The organism is Labrys sp. LIt4, from assembly GCF_017813775.1.
GTDB lineage: Bacteria > Pseudomonadota > Alphaproteobacteria > Rhizobiales > Labraceae > Labrys > Labrys okinawensis_A.
On sequence record NZ_JAGIPY010000001.1, the window covers coordinates 132403 to 147071 of the forward strand.

Annotated in this window: 14 protein-coding genes; 5 read left to right on the forward strand and 9 right to left on the reverse strand. The window is 65.5% G+C overall.

Annotated elements, in window-relative coordinates:
- Positions 1 to 34 precede the first annotated feature (34 nt).
- The gene (locus J8I29_RS00585) at positions 35 to 268 is read left to right on the forward strand and encodes a tautomerase family protein (protein ID WP_105864349.1); all 234 of its coding nucleotides are present in this window, start codon (positions 35 to 37) and stop codon (positions 266 to 268) included.
- Between the two features lie 19 nt (positions 269 to 287).
- Here the strand turns inward: J8I29_RS00585 and J8I29_RS00590 are convergent, their stop codons facing one another.
- Positions 288 to 1721: a DEAD/DEAH box helicase gene (locus J8I29_RS00590; RefSeq protein ID WP_209430263.1), complete on the reverse strand. Its 1434-nt coding sequence runs from the start codon at positions 1719 to 1721 to the stop codon at positions 288 to 290.
- Positions 1718 to 1960, reverse strand: a complete 243-nt coding sequence (locus J8I29_RS00595) for a DUF3297 family protein (protein ID WP_105864351.1) — start codon at positions 1958 to 1960, stop codon at positions 1718 to 1720. The genes J8I29_RS00590 and J8I29_RS00595 overlap by 4 nt, the downstream gene beginning before the upstream one ends.
- A gap of 251 nt (positions 1961 to 2211) precedes the next feature.
- Here J8I29_RS00595 and J8I29_RS00600 point away from each other — a divergent pair, with 251 nt between their 5' ends.
- Positions 2212 to 2409: a hypothetical protein gene (locus J8I29_RS00600; RefSeq protein ID WP_068287917.1), complete on the forward strand. Its 198-nt coding sequence runs from the start codon at positions 2212 to 2214 to the stop codon at positions 2407 to 2409.
- Between the two features lie 244 nt (positions 2410 to 2653).
- Positions 2654 to 2833 (forward strand): hypothetical protein, encoded by a 180-nt coding sequence (locus J8I29_RS00605; protein ID WP_105864352.1) that lies wholly within the window; start codon positions 2654 to 2656, stop codon positions 2831 to 2833.
- Between the two features lie 204 nt (positions 2834 to 3037).
- Here the strand turns inward: J8I29_RS00605 and J8I29_RS00610 are convergent, their stop codons facing one another.
- From J8I29_RS00610 to J8I29_RS00620, 3 genes are read right to left on the reverse strand one after another with little or no spacing between them, the layout of a single operon-like run.
- Positions 3038 to 3802, reverse strand: a complete 765-nt coding sequence (locus J8I29_RS00610) for an ABC transporter ATP-binding protein (RefSeq protein WP_209430264.1) — start codon at positions 3800 to 3802, stop codon at positions 3038 to 3040.
- Complete coding sequence (locus J8I29_RS00615; RefSeq protein ID WP_209430265.1) at positions 3802 to 4641, reverse strand: ABC transporter permease; 840 nt, start codon at positions 4639 to 4641, stop codon at positions 3802 to 3804. Before J8I29_RS00615 ends, J8I29_RS00610 begins: the two co-directional genes overlap by 1 nt.
- 8 nt (positions 4642 to 4649) lie before the next feature.
- Positions 4650 to 5558: an aliphatic sulfonate ABC transporter substrate-binding protein gene (locus tag J8I29_RS00620; protein ID WP_209430567.1), complete on the reverse strand. Its 909-nt coding sequence runs from the start codon at positions 5556 to 5558 to the stop codon at positions 4650 to 4652.
- Between the two features lie 376 nt (positions 5559 to 5934).
- On the opposite strand from J8I29_RS00620, the gene J8I29_RS00625 reads away from it, so the two are divergent.
- Positions 5935 to 8106: an anthranilate synthase component I gene (locus J8I29_RS00625; RefSeq protein WP_209430266.1), complete on the forward strand. Its 2172-nt coding sequence runs from the start codon at positions 5935 to 5937 to the stop codon at positions 8104 to 8106.
- A 134-nt stretch (positions 8107 to 8240) separates the two neighbouring features.
- Here J8I29_RS00625 and fabI read toward each other — a convergent pair whose 3' ends face one another.
- The 4 genes from fabI to J8I29_RS00645 all read right to left on the reverse strand — a co-directional run bounded on the left by fabI (position 8241) and on the right by J8I29_RS00645 (position 13087).
- Positions 8241 to 9080 (reverse strand): enoyl-ACP reductase FabI, encoded by an 840-nt coding sequence (gene fabI, locus J8I29_RS00630; protein ID WP_209430267.1) that lies wholly within the window; start codon positions 9078 to 9080, stop codon positions 8241 to 8243.
- Positions 9081 to 9363: 283 nt separating this feature from the next.
- Positions 9364 to 10590, reverse strand: coding sequence for a beta-ketoacyl-ACP synthase I (fabB, locus tag J8I29_RS00635; RefSeq protein ID WP_209430268.1), 1227 nt, complete (start codon positions 10588 to 10590; stop codon positions 9364 to 9366).
- A gap of 420 nt (positions 10591 to 11010) precedes the next feature.
- Positions 11011 to 11517 (reverse strand): 3-hydroxyacyl-[acyl-carrier-protein] dehydratase FabA, encoded by a 507-nt coding sequence (fabA, locus tag J8I29_RS00640; protein ID WP_105864357.1) that lies wholly within the window; start codon positions 11515 to 11517, stop codon positions 11011 to 11013.
- Positions 11518 to 11713: 196 nt separating this feature from the next.
- On the reverse strand, positions 11714 to 13087 hold the full coding sequence (locus J8I29_RS00645; protein ID WP_209430269.1) for a caspase family protein: 1374 nt from the start codon (positions 13085 to 13087) through the stop codon (positions 11714 to 11716).
- Positions 13088 to 13342: 255 nt separating this feature from the next.
- Here J8I29_RS00645 and deoA point away from each other — a divergent pair, with 255 nt between their 5' ends.
- Entirely contained in the window at positions 13343 to 14668 is a 1326-nt protein-coding gene (gene deoA / locus J8I29_RS00650) for a thymidine phosphorylase (protein WP_209430270.1), read from the forward strand.
- Position 14669: the final 1 nt, after the last annotated feature.

Here is a 14669-nt window from a genome sequence, read left to right on the forward strand (position 1 = left end):
CCGTATCGCGGGGCACCGGAAAGCGGAGAGAGCCATGCCCCACCTCATCGTCAAGATGCTGCCCGGCAGGTCCGAGGAGCAGAAGCGCAAGCTCGCCGACGCCCTGACCCAAGCCGTGATCGACAGCCTGAACAGCCAGGAAAAGTCGATCTCGGTCTCGATCGAGGACGTTGCGGAGGACGAATGGACCCAGAAGGTCTACATTCCCGACATCCAGGACAAGCCGGCCCTCGTCTACAAGAAGCCCGGCTACGATCCGTTCGCCTGACGGCGGACATGGCCGGCTCTCAGCGCGCTTCGGCCGCTTCCTCGATCACTCCGGCGATCGCGTCGAGCATGGCGGTGTCGTCGCCGGCCATGCCGTCCATGTCGGCCATGCGGCCGATCACCGTGGCGGCGATCTTTTCCTCCACCGTGTTCTCGGCATAGGCGTAGTAGATCACCGCGCGCTGGCCGTCGCGATGGCAACGTCCCTCGATCTGCTGGAGCTGGATGGCGCTGTGGCGCATGTCGTGCACCACCAGCGAACGCTCGCGTTCCCCGCCCGGCATTTCGCCGCGATGCAGGGAGATCGCCTCGGTGACGGTAAACACCACGGCATCGAGCTCGCCGCGCTGGAAGGCTAGGCGCACCGCCTCGTTGCGCTCGCCGCTCTGGGTGCCGTTGATGGCGTCGACGCGCCAGCCATGGCCCCGCAATTTTTCGACCAGAAGGGCGCTGGTCTCGAGGAAGGCGACGGATATGGCAACCTGCTGGCCGTTGCCGATGAGATCATCGGCGAAATCGGCGGTGCCGGCGATGCGTATGAGGCTGCCCTTCTGACGAAAGCGCAGATCGGCCGCCCAGCCCGCCGCCCGCCGCGTCGAGCCGCCGGCCAGGCCGAGTTCCCGGCGGAATTCGCGCCAGGTCGCCTCGTAGAGGCGACGGCTCTCGGCATCGAGCGCGGTCGGCGTTATCTCGCGCTGCACTTCCGGCCATCCGGCGATCTCCTCCGGCCGGCGGCGCAGGCCGATGGCATTCGGTCCCTTGTAGAGCAGGAAGGACATGGTGCGGCGGTCGTCCTCGTTCGGCTCCCAGGACCAGTTCTTCCAGCGCCCCTTGGCGCGTCCGATGCCGAGCCGCTTCATCAGGGCGCGGAAGCCGTCGAGATCGGCACCGAGGCCCTCGCCCTTTCGCCTGTCGCCCCCTTGCACGAGCAAGCGGGCGAGGTAGGAAAGCTCATGCGGCGCCTGCCCGGCCGTTGCGCTCATATAGAGGGTGAAATCGGCGGCGGCCGCCATCTGGCGGCAGACCAGACCCTGCTGCGAATTGGGGTTGCGGATGCGATGGGCCTCATCGATCACCACCAGAGGCCAGACACGCTTGGGCGTGCCGAGCTTGGCGAGTTCGTTGTTCCTGGCCCTGGTCGAGCGCTTGGTGCTCACCGCAGGCGGCGCCATCAGCGTTTTCGTGCGCTCGAAATTCATCAGGGTGACGGATTTGGCCGGCAGGCCGGCCTGCGCCATGGTCAGGCGCCATTGCGGAATGGCGCCCTTGGGGCAGATCACCAGGATCTCCTCTTCGGGCATGGCACTCAGCGCCAGCCAGGCCGACAGCGTCTTGCCGAGGCCCGTCAGGTCCCCCAAAAGAAAGCCCGGCCGCCCGGCACGGCGGGCGGCGAGGATGGCCTCGCTCGCCTCGATCTGGTGCGGGCGGGGGACGAGGTGGGGTGCCGGGCTCACGCCTCGTCGCGGAAATAGGGCTCGACCGTGCCCTTGAGCTTGATGGTCAGGGGATTGCCGCGCCGATCCTTGGCATTGCCGGCGGCGACCCGGATCCAGCCCTCGCTGACGCAATATTCCTCGACATTGGTCTTTTCGGTGCCGTTGAAGCGAATGCCGACGCCGCGTTCCATCAGGGCCTGGTCGAAATAGGGGCTGTCGGGATTGGCGGCGAGGCGGTCGGGCGGGCTATCGGTCATCGCGTTTCTCTCATGAAGGTGTCAGACGCCGGATTAGCGCCCCGAGGGCGGAATGCCAACGCCTGATGTGAATTTTATGCCGGCGGGCGTGCCTTTCGCCGCAAGGACGTCCAGAGCGTTTTGCGATGTGGTGGAATTACCAGGAATCGCAAAGACGCGTCGAATTATGGAGCTAGAGCAAAGCAGCGTTTCCGTCTAAACGCGCTTTGCTCTAGGAAAGGCTTTGATCTAACGAAACAAGGAGTGGCGCGATGGATGATCGGCCCATGAAGAAGGCCCGTATGCTCGCCGAGATCGCCAGCATCCAGAAGCAGGCCAAGGTCCTGGCGGTGCAGAAGAACCGCGGCGCCCATTACGAGCGCCTGGCCCGCGAGGCGGAGGAACGCGTCGCCAAGTTGCGGGAATCGATCGCGGCCATTGAAGCGGAGCTCGCCGCCGCCAAACAGTGAGGCGCGATGCCATTGGAGTGGCAGGTTGCTGCAAGGCGCGGCATGGCCTGCCTGCGAAGATGTCAATTGCATTGCGGATTTGTGTCAGGAATGCAATATTGCATACGTGTTGAGCCGATTGGTTAAGAACTCGCCATAATCACCCCTTTAGCCATGCGAGCTATGCAATTCGGCATTGCGACGATGGATGTTGCACCGCAACATAGGAAGGTGGATACTCCCTGATAACAAAGGAGTAGTCATCATGATCTTCGCAAGCATCATTGCTTATTTTAAGGACCGCATGGCCAAGCAGGCTGAGTTCCTGCGCCTGCTCGATGAGATCAACAGCCTGTCCGACCGCGATCTGCGTGATCTGCGCGCCGACCGCATGGAAATGATCCGTCACGCTCGCCAGCAGGTCTACGGTGCCAAGGCTGCCTGAACCCCGCCAGCCGTCACCCGACGAATTCCGAACGCGCCGCCTTCTTCCCTGAAGGTGGCGCGTTCTGCTTTTGGAGGGCCAGTCGTTCCCCGTGGGCTTCCGGCATAGGGCGGCTCCATGCCGTGGGCAGGGACCTAGAGCAAGCGCGTTCAAGCGTGAACGCTTATTTGCTCTAACTCATTGTTCTGAAGCGTCTTTGCGATTCTAGGTGACCCCGTCTGATCGCAAAACGCTCTGGCCGTGCAGGGAGCGATCGAGAGCCTTGCGCAAATCGCGCCTGGCCTGTTCGAAGGCCGGGTTATCGCGATCGCGCGGGCGGGGCAGGTCGACGGTAACCATCTCTTCGATGCGCCCTGGCCTCGGCGCGAGGACGATGATGCGGTCGGCGAGCAGCAGCGCCTCCTCGATATCATGCGTGACGAGGAGGAGCGTCTGCCGGTCCTCCAGCCAAAGCCTGGCGACATGGTCCTGCAGGCTGGCGCGGGTCAGCGCGTCGAGGGCGGAGAAGGGTTCGTCAAGGAGAAGAATGCTTGGCCGTGCCGCCAAGGTCCGGGCGATGGCGACGCGCTGGGCCATGCCGCCGGACAATTCCTTGGGCCATCTTTCGCCCTGTCCCTCCAGACCGACGCGCGCGAGGACCTCGTCCACCCGCCTGTCGCGGTCATGCCGAGGCAGGCCAGCCAGGCCGAAGGCGACGTTCCCGGCGACATTCAGCCAGGGCAGCAGGCGCGGTTCCTGGAAGACGAAACCAACGGTCTCGGCCGGGGCGGCGACGGGTACGCCATCGATCTCCACCTGCCCGCGGGTCGCGGTTTCCAGGCCGCCGATCAGGCGCAGAAGCGTGCTTTTGCCGCTTCCCGAGCCGCCGATGATGGCGACGGCCTGGCCGGGTGCGACCGAAAGGTCGATACCGCGCAGGGCCTGCGTGCCGTTGGCATAGATCTTGTCGAGACTGCGTAGCGACAGCATCAGCGGCCCTTGCTGGCGAAACTGTCTACGTGGTGCAGGAAGGGGCGGCTGAGCGCAACCAGGAACATGTCGCTCGTCTTGCCGATCAACGCGAACAGGATGATGGTGGCGACGATCTCGTCGGGTTTGCCCAGTTGCTGGCCATCGACGAGCAGATAGCCGAGCCCTTCGGAGGCTCCCATGATCTCCGCGGCCACCACGAACATCCAGCCGAGGCCGAGGCCAACCCTCAGGGCCGTGACGACCTGTGGCAGGATGGCGGGCAGTAGGATGCGCCGGACCAGCTGCGGCCCCTTCAGCCGGAAGACCTGGCCGACCTCGACGATCTTGCGATCGACCGAGCGGATCGCGCTGGAGACGCCGAGATAGACCGGAAAGAACACGCCGGCAGCGATGAGAATGATCTTTGATTCCTCGAAAATGCCGAACCACAGGATGAAGAGCGGCACCCAGGCGAGGGACGGAATGGCGCGCAGACCCTGCAGCGTAGGGTCGACCAGGGTGCGGAACAGGGACGAATAGCCCGCGGCAGCCCCGAGCACGATGCCGGCGGCAGAGCCGAAGAAAAAGCCGGCTCCCACACGGGCCAGGGTGGCGAGGATGTGGGTGGCCAGATCGCCATTGCGTGCCAGCTCCAGCAGCGTCGCAGCGATGCGGCTTGGCGGCGGCAGCAGCCGCCCGTCGCTCCAGCCGGCATGGACGGCATATTCCCATGCCAGGCCGAGGGTCAGCGGCAGGAGCAGCCCGGCATAAGGCCGGGCGAGGCGAAGGGAGGGCCTGGTCGCCGGTGGCCGTTCTGTCACCGCCTCGCGTGTGGCCGGGCTTTCGAATGCCGTCATGGCCCGGCCTACTGTGTCCGGGCGCCGTAACGCGGGTCGATCAGCCCATCTACCGCCGCGGGCACGTCGAGCTCGGCCTTGATCACGCCGACGCCCTGCAGGGCTTGCCCGGCGGCCACCAGCGTCTGCCGCTGTGCGTCTCCGATCGTGCCGGTCGACAGGTCCGTACGGGTGAGCTGGCGTTCGATCACCGCATGCGGCAGCTTGGCGGCCGTGATCAGGCTCTGCTTGAGATCGGCGGGGTTGGCGAGGGCGTGCCGGCGACCCTTCTCATAGACGGCCAGCACGCGGCGCACCAGTTCGGGATGGGCCACAGCAAAGGCTTCGCGTACATTCAACACGCCCCAGCTGTTGAGGGCGGGATCGCGGAAGAAGAGTCTGGCCCCGTTTTCGACTTCGGCGCTGGCCATGATCGGATCGAGCCCCGCCCAGGCGTCGACATCGCCGCGGACCAGGGCGGCTTTGCCGTCGCCATGCTGAAGCGGCACGAGCGTGATGTCCTTTTCCTTCAGCCCGGCGGAAGCCAGCGCGCGGATGAGGAAGATGTGAGGATCGGTGCCGCGCGTTGCCGCTACGCGCCGGTCCTTGAGATCGGCGATGGCGGCAATGCCGGTGTCGGGGCGTGTCACCAGCGCCGTCCATTCGGGGCGCGAATAGACATGGACGGATTTGATCGGATTGCCGTTGATACGGCCGACCAGGGCGGCCGCCCCCGCCGTCGAGCCGAAATCGATGCTGCCGGCATTGAGAAATTCGAGGGCTTTGTTGGAGCCCAGGGATTGGACCCAGCGCACCGCGATGCCATCGGCCTTGAGCTCCTCCTCCAGCCAGCCCTTGTCGCGGATCAGCAGGCCGACCGGATTGTAGGTCGCGTAGTCGATGCGCAGTTCGGATGGATTATCGGAGGCCCTGGCCATCCCAGCAGCGGCAACGCCACCTGCGGCGAGGGAGGCAAGGCCGGCAATGAAGCGGCGGCGGGTCGGCAGAGCGGGGCGGGACACGGCATATCTCCCAAACGGATCCTCGCTCCATTAATACATAAAGATGGTAGATAAAATAGACAAAAATGGTCTCTTCGTTTTCCGGTGGGGGATTGTTCTCTCGGGGTATGGCTGTTAGCATCCCCTCATGCGCATTTCGTCTTTCTCAGCAAGCTGGTGGTGGCCCGTCTAAGCACGGACGGCCACGCATGATCATTGCTCATCTGGCCGTCCCGGGAGGGGCGGCTTTTGATTTTTGAAGATCAGCGCAGGAGCACCCAACCCGAGACGGCCGTAACTCGGAGTTGGCTCCATGACGGACCATATCTACCACACGGCCGGCGGCATCCGCGTCCATCGCGCCTGCCAGGATCTCGACTACCCCCATGACATGTCGGCCCTCGCTCAACGCCTGGACCGGCAGCGGGGCCTGCTGTTCTCCTCCAGCTACGAGGTGCCGGGGCGTTATCGGCGCGGAGAAATCGGCTTTGCCGATCCTCCGCTGGTCATCACCGGCAAGGGACGGCGCTTTCGGATCGAGGCTCTCAACCAGCGCGGCGCCTGCCTCGTGCCGGTGATCGAGAGGCGCCTGCGCCCGCTTGGCCTCTTGGAGGCTTTCGCCAAAAGCGAGGGCTGTCTCGAAGGCGCGGTACGCGAGGCGGAAGGCGCGTTTGCCGAGGAAGAGCGCAGCCGCCAGCCGAGCCTGTTCTCGCTGCTCCGCGTCGTGATCGAGCTCTTTGCCGCGCCCGATGAGCCCTATCTCGGCCTCTATGGTGCGTTCGGTTACGATCTCGTCTTCCAGTTCGAGCCGATGAGCCTGACATTGCCGCGGGCCGACGACCAGCGCGACCTCGTGCTCTATCTGCCCGACGAGCTGGTGGTGGTCGACCACGCCCGCCAGCGGGCGCAGCGCTTGAGCTACGATTTCAGCGTCGATGGGCGTTCGACCCGAAACCTGCCCCGCGCCACCGAGCCCCATCCCTATCGCCGGCTTTCCGGTCCCGACCTGCCACCCGAGAGCGATCATGCACCCGGGGAATATGCCGCCATGGTCGAACGGGCCAGAGCGGCCTTCGCGCGCGGCGACCTGTTCGAGGCGGTGCTGGGGCAATTGCTTTCGAAACCCTGCCCGGACGCTCCGAGCGCGGTCTTTCGCCGGCTTGCCAATGCGAATCCCTCGCCCTTCGGCGCCTTGATCAATCTCGGCGAGGGCGAGTTCCTGGTGGCGGCCTCGCCGGAGATGTTCGTGCGGGTCGAGGGCCAGCGCGTCGAGACCTGTCCGATCTCGGGCACCATCCGCCGCGGCGCCGATGCGCTGGAGGATGCCGAGCGCATCCGCGAGCTCCTGAATTCCGCCAAGGACGAGGCGGAACTGACCATGTGCACCGATGTCGACCGCAACGACAAGTCGCGCATCTGCGAGCCCGGCAGCGTCAAGGTGATCGGCCGGCGCCAGATCGAGCTCTATTCGCGCCTGATCCATACCGTCGACCATGTCGAGGGGCTGTTGCGGCCGGGCTATGACGCTCTCGATGCCTTCCTCAGCCATGCCTGGGCCGTGACGGTGACGGGCGCGCCCAAGCGAGGCGCGATCCGCCATATCGAGGCCGAGGAAAAGAGTGCCAGGCGCTGGTATGGCGGGGCCTTCGGCTCGATCGGCTTCGACGGTGCCCTGAATACCGGCCTGACGCTGCGCACCATCCGCCTGCAGGACGGCGTGGCGGAAGTCCGCGTCGGCGCCACCTTGCTGCATGACAGCGACCCGTGGGAAGAAGAGGCGGAAACCCGGCTGAAAGCCTCCGCCATGCTGGCCGTGCTGGAGGAGGGAACCTCAACGGCCGATCAAGCGACGGCTCCGGTCCGCAAGGTCGGCTCCGGACCGCGTCTCCTGCTCGTCGATCACGAGGATAGTTTCGTGCACACGCTGGCCGGCTATTTCCGTGCCGCGGGCGCCGAGGTGCTGACCCTGCGCCCGGCTTTGGCGCGGCAGAGGCTCGCGGATGGCGAGCCGGTAGACCTCCTCGTGCTCTCGCCCGGTCCCGGACGGCCCGAGGATTTCGCCATGCACCGAACCCTGGAGCTTGCCTTGCAGCGCGGGCTGCCGGTCTTCGGCGTCTGTCTCGGGCTGCAGGGTATGGTTGAATATTTCGGTGGTCGGCTCGACCTGCTCCCCAGGCCCATGCATGGCAAGGCCTCGCGGGTGGAGGTCGAGGAAGGCAGGCTCTTTGCCGGCCTGCCCGGCAGCTTCTCGGTGGGGCGCTACCACTCCATCCATGCCGACCCGCAGGTCCTGCCGGCGGAACTCCGGGTTACCGCGCGCGACGGCAACGGCATCATCATGGCGGTGGAGCATGCCAGCCTGCCTCTCGCCGCCGTGCAGTTCCACCCGGAATCGGTGATGACCAGGCCGGAGATCGGGCATCGCCTCATCGCGAATGTGCTGGCGATGATCGGCGGTGGAGTCGTGTCGATTGCGGCGGAATGACGGGCTGCACAGCGGCCTGTGGCGCACAATTTCCCAAAAGAGCGGACGCCCTCGTCCGCTCTTGAAAACACCATATCTCGAAAAAGAGGTCGATGGAGGTGCCCGCCTCTCAGGGCCGACGCCAACGCCCCCGCTTACTCGGCGGCGGCCTTGGTCGCCACGCTCGCCTCGGCGGCTTCCTGGGCCTTGAGGGCATCCGGATGCGGCATCGAGATGATGTTGTAGCCGGAATCGACGAAATGCACTTCGCCGGTGACGCCGGTGGACAGATCCGACAGCAGGTAGAGTGCCGAACCGCCGACCTCCTCGATGCTCACCGTGCGCCGCAGCGGTGCATGGGCGCGCTGATAGTTGAACATCAGCCGGGCATCGGAAATGCCGGCGCCGGCGAGGGTGCGGATCGGGCCGGCCGAGATCGCATTGACGCGAACGCCCTGCGGGCCGAAATCGGAGGCGAGATAGCGTACCGAGGCTTCCAGCGCGGCCTTGGCGACACCCATGACATTGTAGTTCGGCATCACCCGCGTGGAGCCGCCATAGGTGAGGGTGAGGATCGAGCCGCCATCATGCATCAGGTCGGCGGCGCGCTTGGCGATCTCGGTGAAGGAGAAGCAGGAGATCACCATGGTCTTGGTGAAATTGTCGCGCGTGGTGTCGGCGTAGCGGCCCTTGAGCTCGCTCTTGTCCGAATAGGCGATGGCGTGGACGAGGAAGTCGATCTTGCCCCATTCCCGTGCCAGCGTGGCAAAGACGCCGTCGACGGAGGCGACATCCTCGACGTCGCAGGGCACCAGCAGGCTGGAGCCGACGCTGTTGGCCAGCGGCTCCACGCGCTTGCGCAGGGCCTCGCCCTGATAGGTGAATGCCAACTGGGCGCCTTGGTCGGCGAGGCTCTTGGCGATACCCCAGGCGATCGAATGATCATTGGCCACGCCCATGATCAGACCGCGCTTACCTTGCATGAGCCCTGTCATGGCCTGCAACTCCAAATCCTGGTCATCGGTGACCGGAGCAAAGCGTCTGGCATGAACGCTGCTTTGCTCTGGCTCCTTGGTGGGACGCGCTTTGCGATTTGACGCGATCTCGTCAAACCGTAAAGCGTTTCAGGCGCAATACGACCAGAATCGGCCGATCAGCCCGCATTTCCGCCTCTTTACCACGTTTCGACAAAGTATCCGGGGTTTTGCTTGGTTCCTGGATCACTTTATCTGTCTCTTTGTTACGCGATATTCCGGCCGGAACAGGCGGAAACTGATCTCAGGCGTCGAGGCGCTTGAAGACCAGGGCCGCGTTGGTGCCGCCGAATCCGAAGGAGTTGGACAGCACATGGCTGAGCTTGGCATTGTCGATACGCTTGCGGACGATCGGCATGTCAGCAAAGGCCGGATCCAACTCCTCGATATGCGCGCTCTCGCAGATGAAGCCATTATTCATCATGAGGAGTGAATAAATTGCTTCCTGCACGCCCGTTGCGCCCTGCGAATGGCCGGTCAGCGCTTTGGTCGCGGCGATCGGCGGGCATTTGTCGCCCGAGCCGAACACCTTGCGGATGGCCTCGATCTCGGGAGGATCACCGGCCGGCGTCGAGGTGGCGTGCGGGTTGATGTAGTCGATCGGCGCCTTGATGTTGGCCAGGGCCATGCGCATGCAGCGCTCGGCGCCCTCGCCCGAGGGGGCGACCATGTCATGACCGTCGGAAGTCGCGCCGTAGCCGGCGATCTCGCCATAGATGCGGGCGCCGCGGGCCTTGGCGTGCTCCAATTCTTCCAGCACCAGCACGCCGGCGCCGGCGGAGATCACGAAGCCGTCGCGATTCTTGTCGTAGGGACGGGAGGCCGTGGAGGGGGTGTCGTTGTATTTCGACGACATGGCGCCCATGCCGTCGAACAGCACGGCCAGCGTCCAGTCGAGTTCCTCGCAGCCGCCGGCGAACATCACGTCCTGCTTGCCGTACTGGATCTGCTCATAGGCATTGCCGATGCAATGGTTCGAGGTCGCGCAGGCCGAGGAGATCGAATAATTGATGCCCTTGATCTTGAACCAGGTCGAGAGCGTGGCGGAGGCTGTGGAAGACATCGCCTTGGGCACGGCGAAGGGGCCGACCTTCTTGGAACTGCCCGACTCGCGCGCCTTGTCTGCGGCCTCGACGATGGTGCGGGTGGAGGGGCCGCCGGACCCCATGACGATGCCGGTGCGCTCGTTGGAGACCTCGTTGGCTTCGAGGCCGGAATCGAGGATGGCCTGTTCCATGGCCACATGGTTCCAGGCGGTGCCGCCGCCATGGAAGCGCATGGCGCGGCGATCGACCACCGAGGCTGGGTCGAGCGTGGGCGCACCATAGACCTGCGAGCGGAAGCCATATTGGGCGAACTGCTCGGCGCGCGTGATACCGGATCTGGCCTCGTGCAGGCTGGAGAGAACCTCCTGCGTCGAGTTGCCGATCGAAGACACGATACCCATGCCGGTAACGACGACACGTCTCATGGCGATCCCTTCCAGTTTCGTCACCCACCCACGATCCTCTCCGAGGAGACCGCCGGGCCGGCACTGCGTTCCCTAGAGCAAAGCGCGTTTAGAGGGAAACGCTGGTCTGCTCTAGCTCTTTGGCTCGACGCGTCTTTGCGATTTGAGGCAACTCCGCCTCATCGCAAAACGCTTGCGCAGAATTTCGCAAGCGGCCCGGTTTTGGGCAAGCTCGGAAATTATGCTCATTGCCCACGAACGGGCAGAGCCCGATCATGGACGATCCAACAAGGCATCGCCCCCGCCGGCGCGTCGAGCGTCAACGGGGCCGCACCCTGCATGTTTCAAGGCGCATTGCAATAGGCGAGCCGAAGCGGGCACGTCCGAAAATGCGCCGAACCGGCGCTGCGCATGGCCAGAAATCAGGCTTTCTACCAGAAATCAGGCCTGGAACAGGCCGACGCGCAGATCCTTGGCCTCATAGATGGTGCGGCCATCGGCCTTTAGCCAGCCGTCCGCGATGCCGAGAATCAATTTACCCTTGAAAACCCGCTTGAGGTCGACGCCATACTCGACCTGTTTGACGCCGGGCAGCACCTGGTCGGTGAACTTGACCTCGCCGACACCGAGGGCGCGGCCCCGACCGGACTGGCCGAGCCAGCCCAGGAAAAAGCCGGTCATCTGCCAGAGGGCGTCGAGGCCGAGGCAGCCCGGCATCACCGGATCGCCCTGGAAGTGGCAGGAGAAGAACCACAGGTCCGGTTTGACGTCGAGCGTGGCGCGTACGCAGCCCTTGCCGTGCGGACCGCCGGTCTCGGAGATTTCCGGGATGCGATCGAACATCAGCATGGGGGGAAGGGGCAATTGCGCATTGCCGGGACCGAACATCTCGCCGCGCCCGCAGGCCAGGAGATCTTCATATTCAAAGCTCGAACGGCGTTCCGCCATTGCGTCTCAGTCCTCATCGACCAGTCAAAACCGTGTGGCCGGGCAGGCGAGCCTGTCCGCTCCACGGCCTCCCCTTAACATAGCAATCCCGCAGCCGAAAGCGGGGGGAGCGCCGCAGGGCCGATGTTGCCCCCTTAAAAAGGACTCAAGCGGTCTTGTCGGACCACCGACGGGCTGGCCGGGAGGGCCTTGCCTGCTATCGCGCCGCCGAATCGTAGCGGAATACCAGCGTATCGTCGCGCCAGCCGGTCTGAGCGCAATCCCTGGCGCGCCGCGGCGCCTTTCCGCGCAGAGTGATGATCGGCGGTTCCCCGGCCGCCGAACCTTCGACGGGATAGGAGATCGGCCCGCATTCGCGCGAGAAGACATAGGCCTGGCCGCGATAGACGCCGCCAGTGGCCGTTCCCTTGAACAGCAGGGCTCCCTTACGGACCCCGGCCTCGGCCAGGCCAGGGCGGGGCGCCTCGTAATAGAACAGGCGGTTGCCCTCGCTCGCCGATAGCGCCACGCGCGAACCATTGTGATTCCAATAGCTCGAGACCGTATAGGGCGGCGGGTCGGCTTTGGCCGGTGCGGGCGCTTGCGAGGCCGGGATCGCTGCCGGCGTGCCGCCCGGTTTGGCCATGGCTTCCAACCGCCGGCGCACCGAGGCGGCGCAATAGCCCTTCGGAAAATTGTCGAGATAGGCCTCGAGCTTGATCGGTGTGGGATCGGTGCCGAGATCGCTGCAGGCGGCCAGGTCCGCCCTGTCGGGGACCGGGCTTCCCGGCGCCAGGGGAGGCTGCTGCGTGGCGATGGGCTCCGACGTGGATATGGCGCTGCCCGACAGATAGAGGTCGCCGAGCAGGGCTTCGTCGACCCACGGTGTCTGACGCTGGCTGGTGGCGGCATGAACGTCCTGGCGCACCAAAGCGAGCATGCGGCGAATTTCGATGCCGGGCTCCGGCAACCGCTTCAGCAGGGCGGCTGCGAAGGGAGAGTGGCCGCCGTCCCCGTCATCGGCGACGGCGTTGGGGCCGGTGGCGAAGGCGACCAGTGTGCCGGTGGTGGCGGCATCGAGCCGGGCAAGGCCGCGCGAGGCGCCGCGGCTTGCGCTCGCCGGCAGCGGATTGTTGCGGCAGGCATCGACCAGCAGGATCTTGGCCTTGGCGCCGGAGGCGCTGAGGATATCGCTGATATCGTCGAGCCTGACCGTCTGCGTGGTGAGATCCACGCGGCTTTTGATGTCGGCGCCGGCGGGGATGAGGAAATTGCGTTGGTCGACCTGCATGCCGTGGCCGGCATAGAACACCAGCGCGATGTCGGCGTCGGTAGCCTCGTTGCCGAACTCGGCCATCGCCTTGAGCATGGCGGCATGGTCGGCGTCGGTGGCGCGGATCACCTTGAAGCCGAGCGGGCCGCCGGCGAGCAGCCGGGCAATGGCATCGGCGTCGGCGACCGGATTGGCGAGGCGGCCGAGCGTGCGATAGTCGCCATTGCCGATGACGAGGGCAACGCGCTTGTCGGCGAGCGCGGCGGTGGTTCCGGCCAGCCAGAACAGACACAACAGCATCAAGCAACGCCGGATCATCGCCCCACCCCGGATTCACGGCAGCACCGGATTAATTGTGGCACGCCTGCCGGGCGCTGGCCAGATCGGCGGGAACAGGCCTATGAGGGCATCAATGACCCAAGCCACATTTTGGTCGCCCGGCATGAGACGCCGGGGCGTCGGTTTACTCGCACACTTTCCTCCGCATGACTTTCTTTCGCGGATCGTGGAGGCTATCGTCGCCGGCTCCATCAACCGGGGCCGCGCGGGACGGGGCCTCCAGGGAGCCTTTCCGTGACCCTTCTTCCCCAGGAAATCATCCGCAAGAAGCGCGATGGCGCGGCTTTATCCGCGGCTGAAATCGAGAGTTTCGTGCAGGGGCTGGTCGCCGGCAGCGTCACCCATGCCCAGGTCGCGGCCTTTGCCATGGCCGTGTTCTTCCGTGGCATGGCGATGGATGAGCGCATCGCCCTGACGCGGGCCATGACCCAATCGGGCAGCGTGCTCGACTGGGGGAGCCTCGACCTGCCGGGGCCGGTGGTGGACAAGCACTCGACGGGCGGCGTCGGCGACAATGTCAGCCTGATGCTCGGGCCGCTGGTGGCTGCCTGCGGCGGCTTCGTGCCGATGATTTCGGGGCGGGGCCTGGGCCATACCGGCGGCACGCTCGACAAGCTCGATTCGGTGCCCGGCTACACCACCCAGCCTGATCTCGACCTGTTCCGCCGCGCCGTACGCGAGGCCGGCACCGCCATCATCGGCCAGACCGCCGACCTCGCCCCCGCCGACAAGACCGTCTATTCGATCCGCGACGTCACGGCCACGGTCGAATCGATCCCGCTGATCACCGCCTCGATCCTGTCCAAGAAGCTCGCGGCGGGCCTGCAGGCCCTGGTGATGGACGTGAAGACGGGTTCCGGCGCCTTCATGCCCACCCTGGAGGGCTCGCGCGAACTGGCCGAATCGATTGCGACCGTCGCCACGGGCGCCGGATTGCCGACCACCGCGCTGATCACTGCCATGGACCAGCCTCTCGCCAGCGCCGCCGGCAATGCCCTGGAAGTCCGCAACGCGGTGGATTTCCTCACCGGTGCGCATCGGGACGTGCGCCTGCTGGAGGTCACCGTCGATCTCTGCGCCGAGATGCTGGTGCTCGGCAAACTGGCTCGGGACACCGCAGAGGGCCAGGCCCGCATCGAGCAGGCTTTGGCGAGCGGACGGGCGGCCGAGCACTTCGCCCGCATGATCGCGGTGCTGGGTGGCCCGGCCGACTTCCTTGAGCAGCCCGAACGCCATCTGCCGGCTGCCCCTGTGGTGAAGCCCGTTTTTGCCGGGACCGCGGGCCGGGTCGGCGCCATTGATACCAGGGCCGTCGGCCTCGTGGTCGTCGCCTTGGGCGGTGGCCGCACCCGCCCGCAGGATGCGATCGACCATGCCGTGGGTCTCACCGGCCTGGCGGAACTCGGTGCCGAGGTCGGGCCCGACCGCCCCCTCGCCTTCGTACATGCCCGCAGCGACGCGGCGGCCGAGGCGGCGGAAGCCGGCCTGCGCGCGGCCTATCGTATCGGAGAGGGCGGGGAAGCCCTGCCGCCGGTACTCGAACGCATCGGAGGAAGCTGAG

What these genes read in the sequence shown, in the direction of transcription:
- fabI (WP_209430267.1), bottom strand. Translation starts at nt 9,080, where the DNA reads ATGACAGGGCTCATGCAAGGTAAGCGCGGTCTGATCATGGGCGTGGCC.
- J8I29_RS00605 (WP_105864352.1), top strand. Translation starts at nt 2,654, where the DNA reads ATGATCTTCGCAAGCATCATTGCTTATTTTAAGGACCGCATGGCCAAG.
- fabB (WP_209430268.1), bottom strand. Translation starts at nt 10,590, where the DNA reads ATGAGACGTGTCGTCGTTACCGGCATGGGTATCGTGTCTTCGATCGGC.
- J8I29_RS00645 (WP_209430269.1), bottom strand. Translation starts at nt 13,087, where the DNA reads ATGATCCGGCGTTGCTTGATGCTGTTGTGTCTGTTCTGGCTGGCCGGA.
- J8I29_RS00620 (WP_209430567.1), bottom strand. Translation starts at nt 5,558, where the DNA reads ATGGCCAGGGCCTCCGATAATCCATCCGAACTGCGCATCGACTACGCG.
- J8I29_RS00610 (WP_209430264.1), bottom strand. Translation starts at nt 3,802, where the DNA reads ATGCTGTCGCTACGCAGTCTCGACAAGATCTATGCCAACGGCACGCAG.
- J8I29_RS00600 (WP_068287917.1), top strand. Translation starts at nt 2,212, where the DNA reads ATGGATGATCGGCCCATGAAGAAGGCCCGTATGCTCGCCGAGATCGCC.
- J8I29_RS00615 (WP_209430265.1), bottom strand. Translation starts at nt 4,641, where the DNA reads ATGACGGCATTCGAAAGCCCGGCCACACGCGAGGCGGTGACAGAACGG.
- fabA (WP_105864357.1), bottom strand. Translation starts at nt 11,517, where the DNA reads ATGGCGGAACGCCGTTCGAGCTTTGAATATGAAGATCTCCTGGCCTGC.
- J8I29_RS00585 (WP_105864349.1), top strand. Translation starts at nt 35, where the DNA reads ATGCCCCACCTCATCGTCAAGATGCTGCCCGGCAGGTCCGAGGAGCAG.
- J8I29_RS00595 (WP_105864351.1), bottom strand. Translation starts at nt 1,960, where the DNA reads ATGACCGATAGCCCGCCCGACCGCCTCGCCGCCAATCCCGACAGCCCC.
- J8I29_RS00625 (WP_209430266.1), top strand. Translation starts at nt 5,935, where the DNA reads ATGACGGACCATATCTACCACACGGCCGGCGGCATCCGCGTCCATCGC.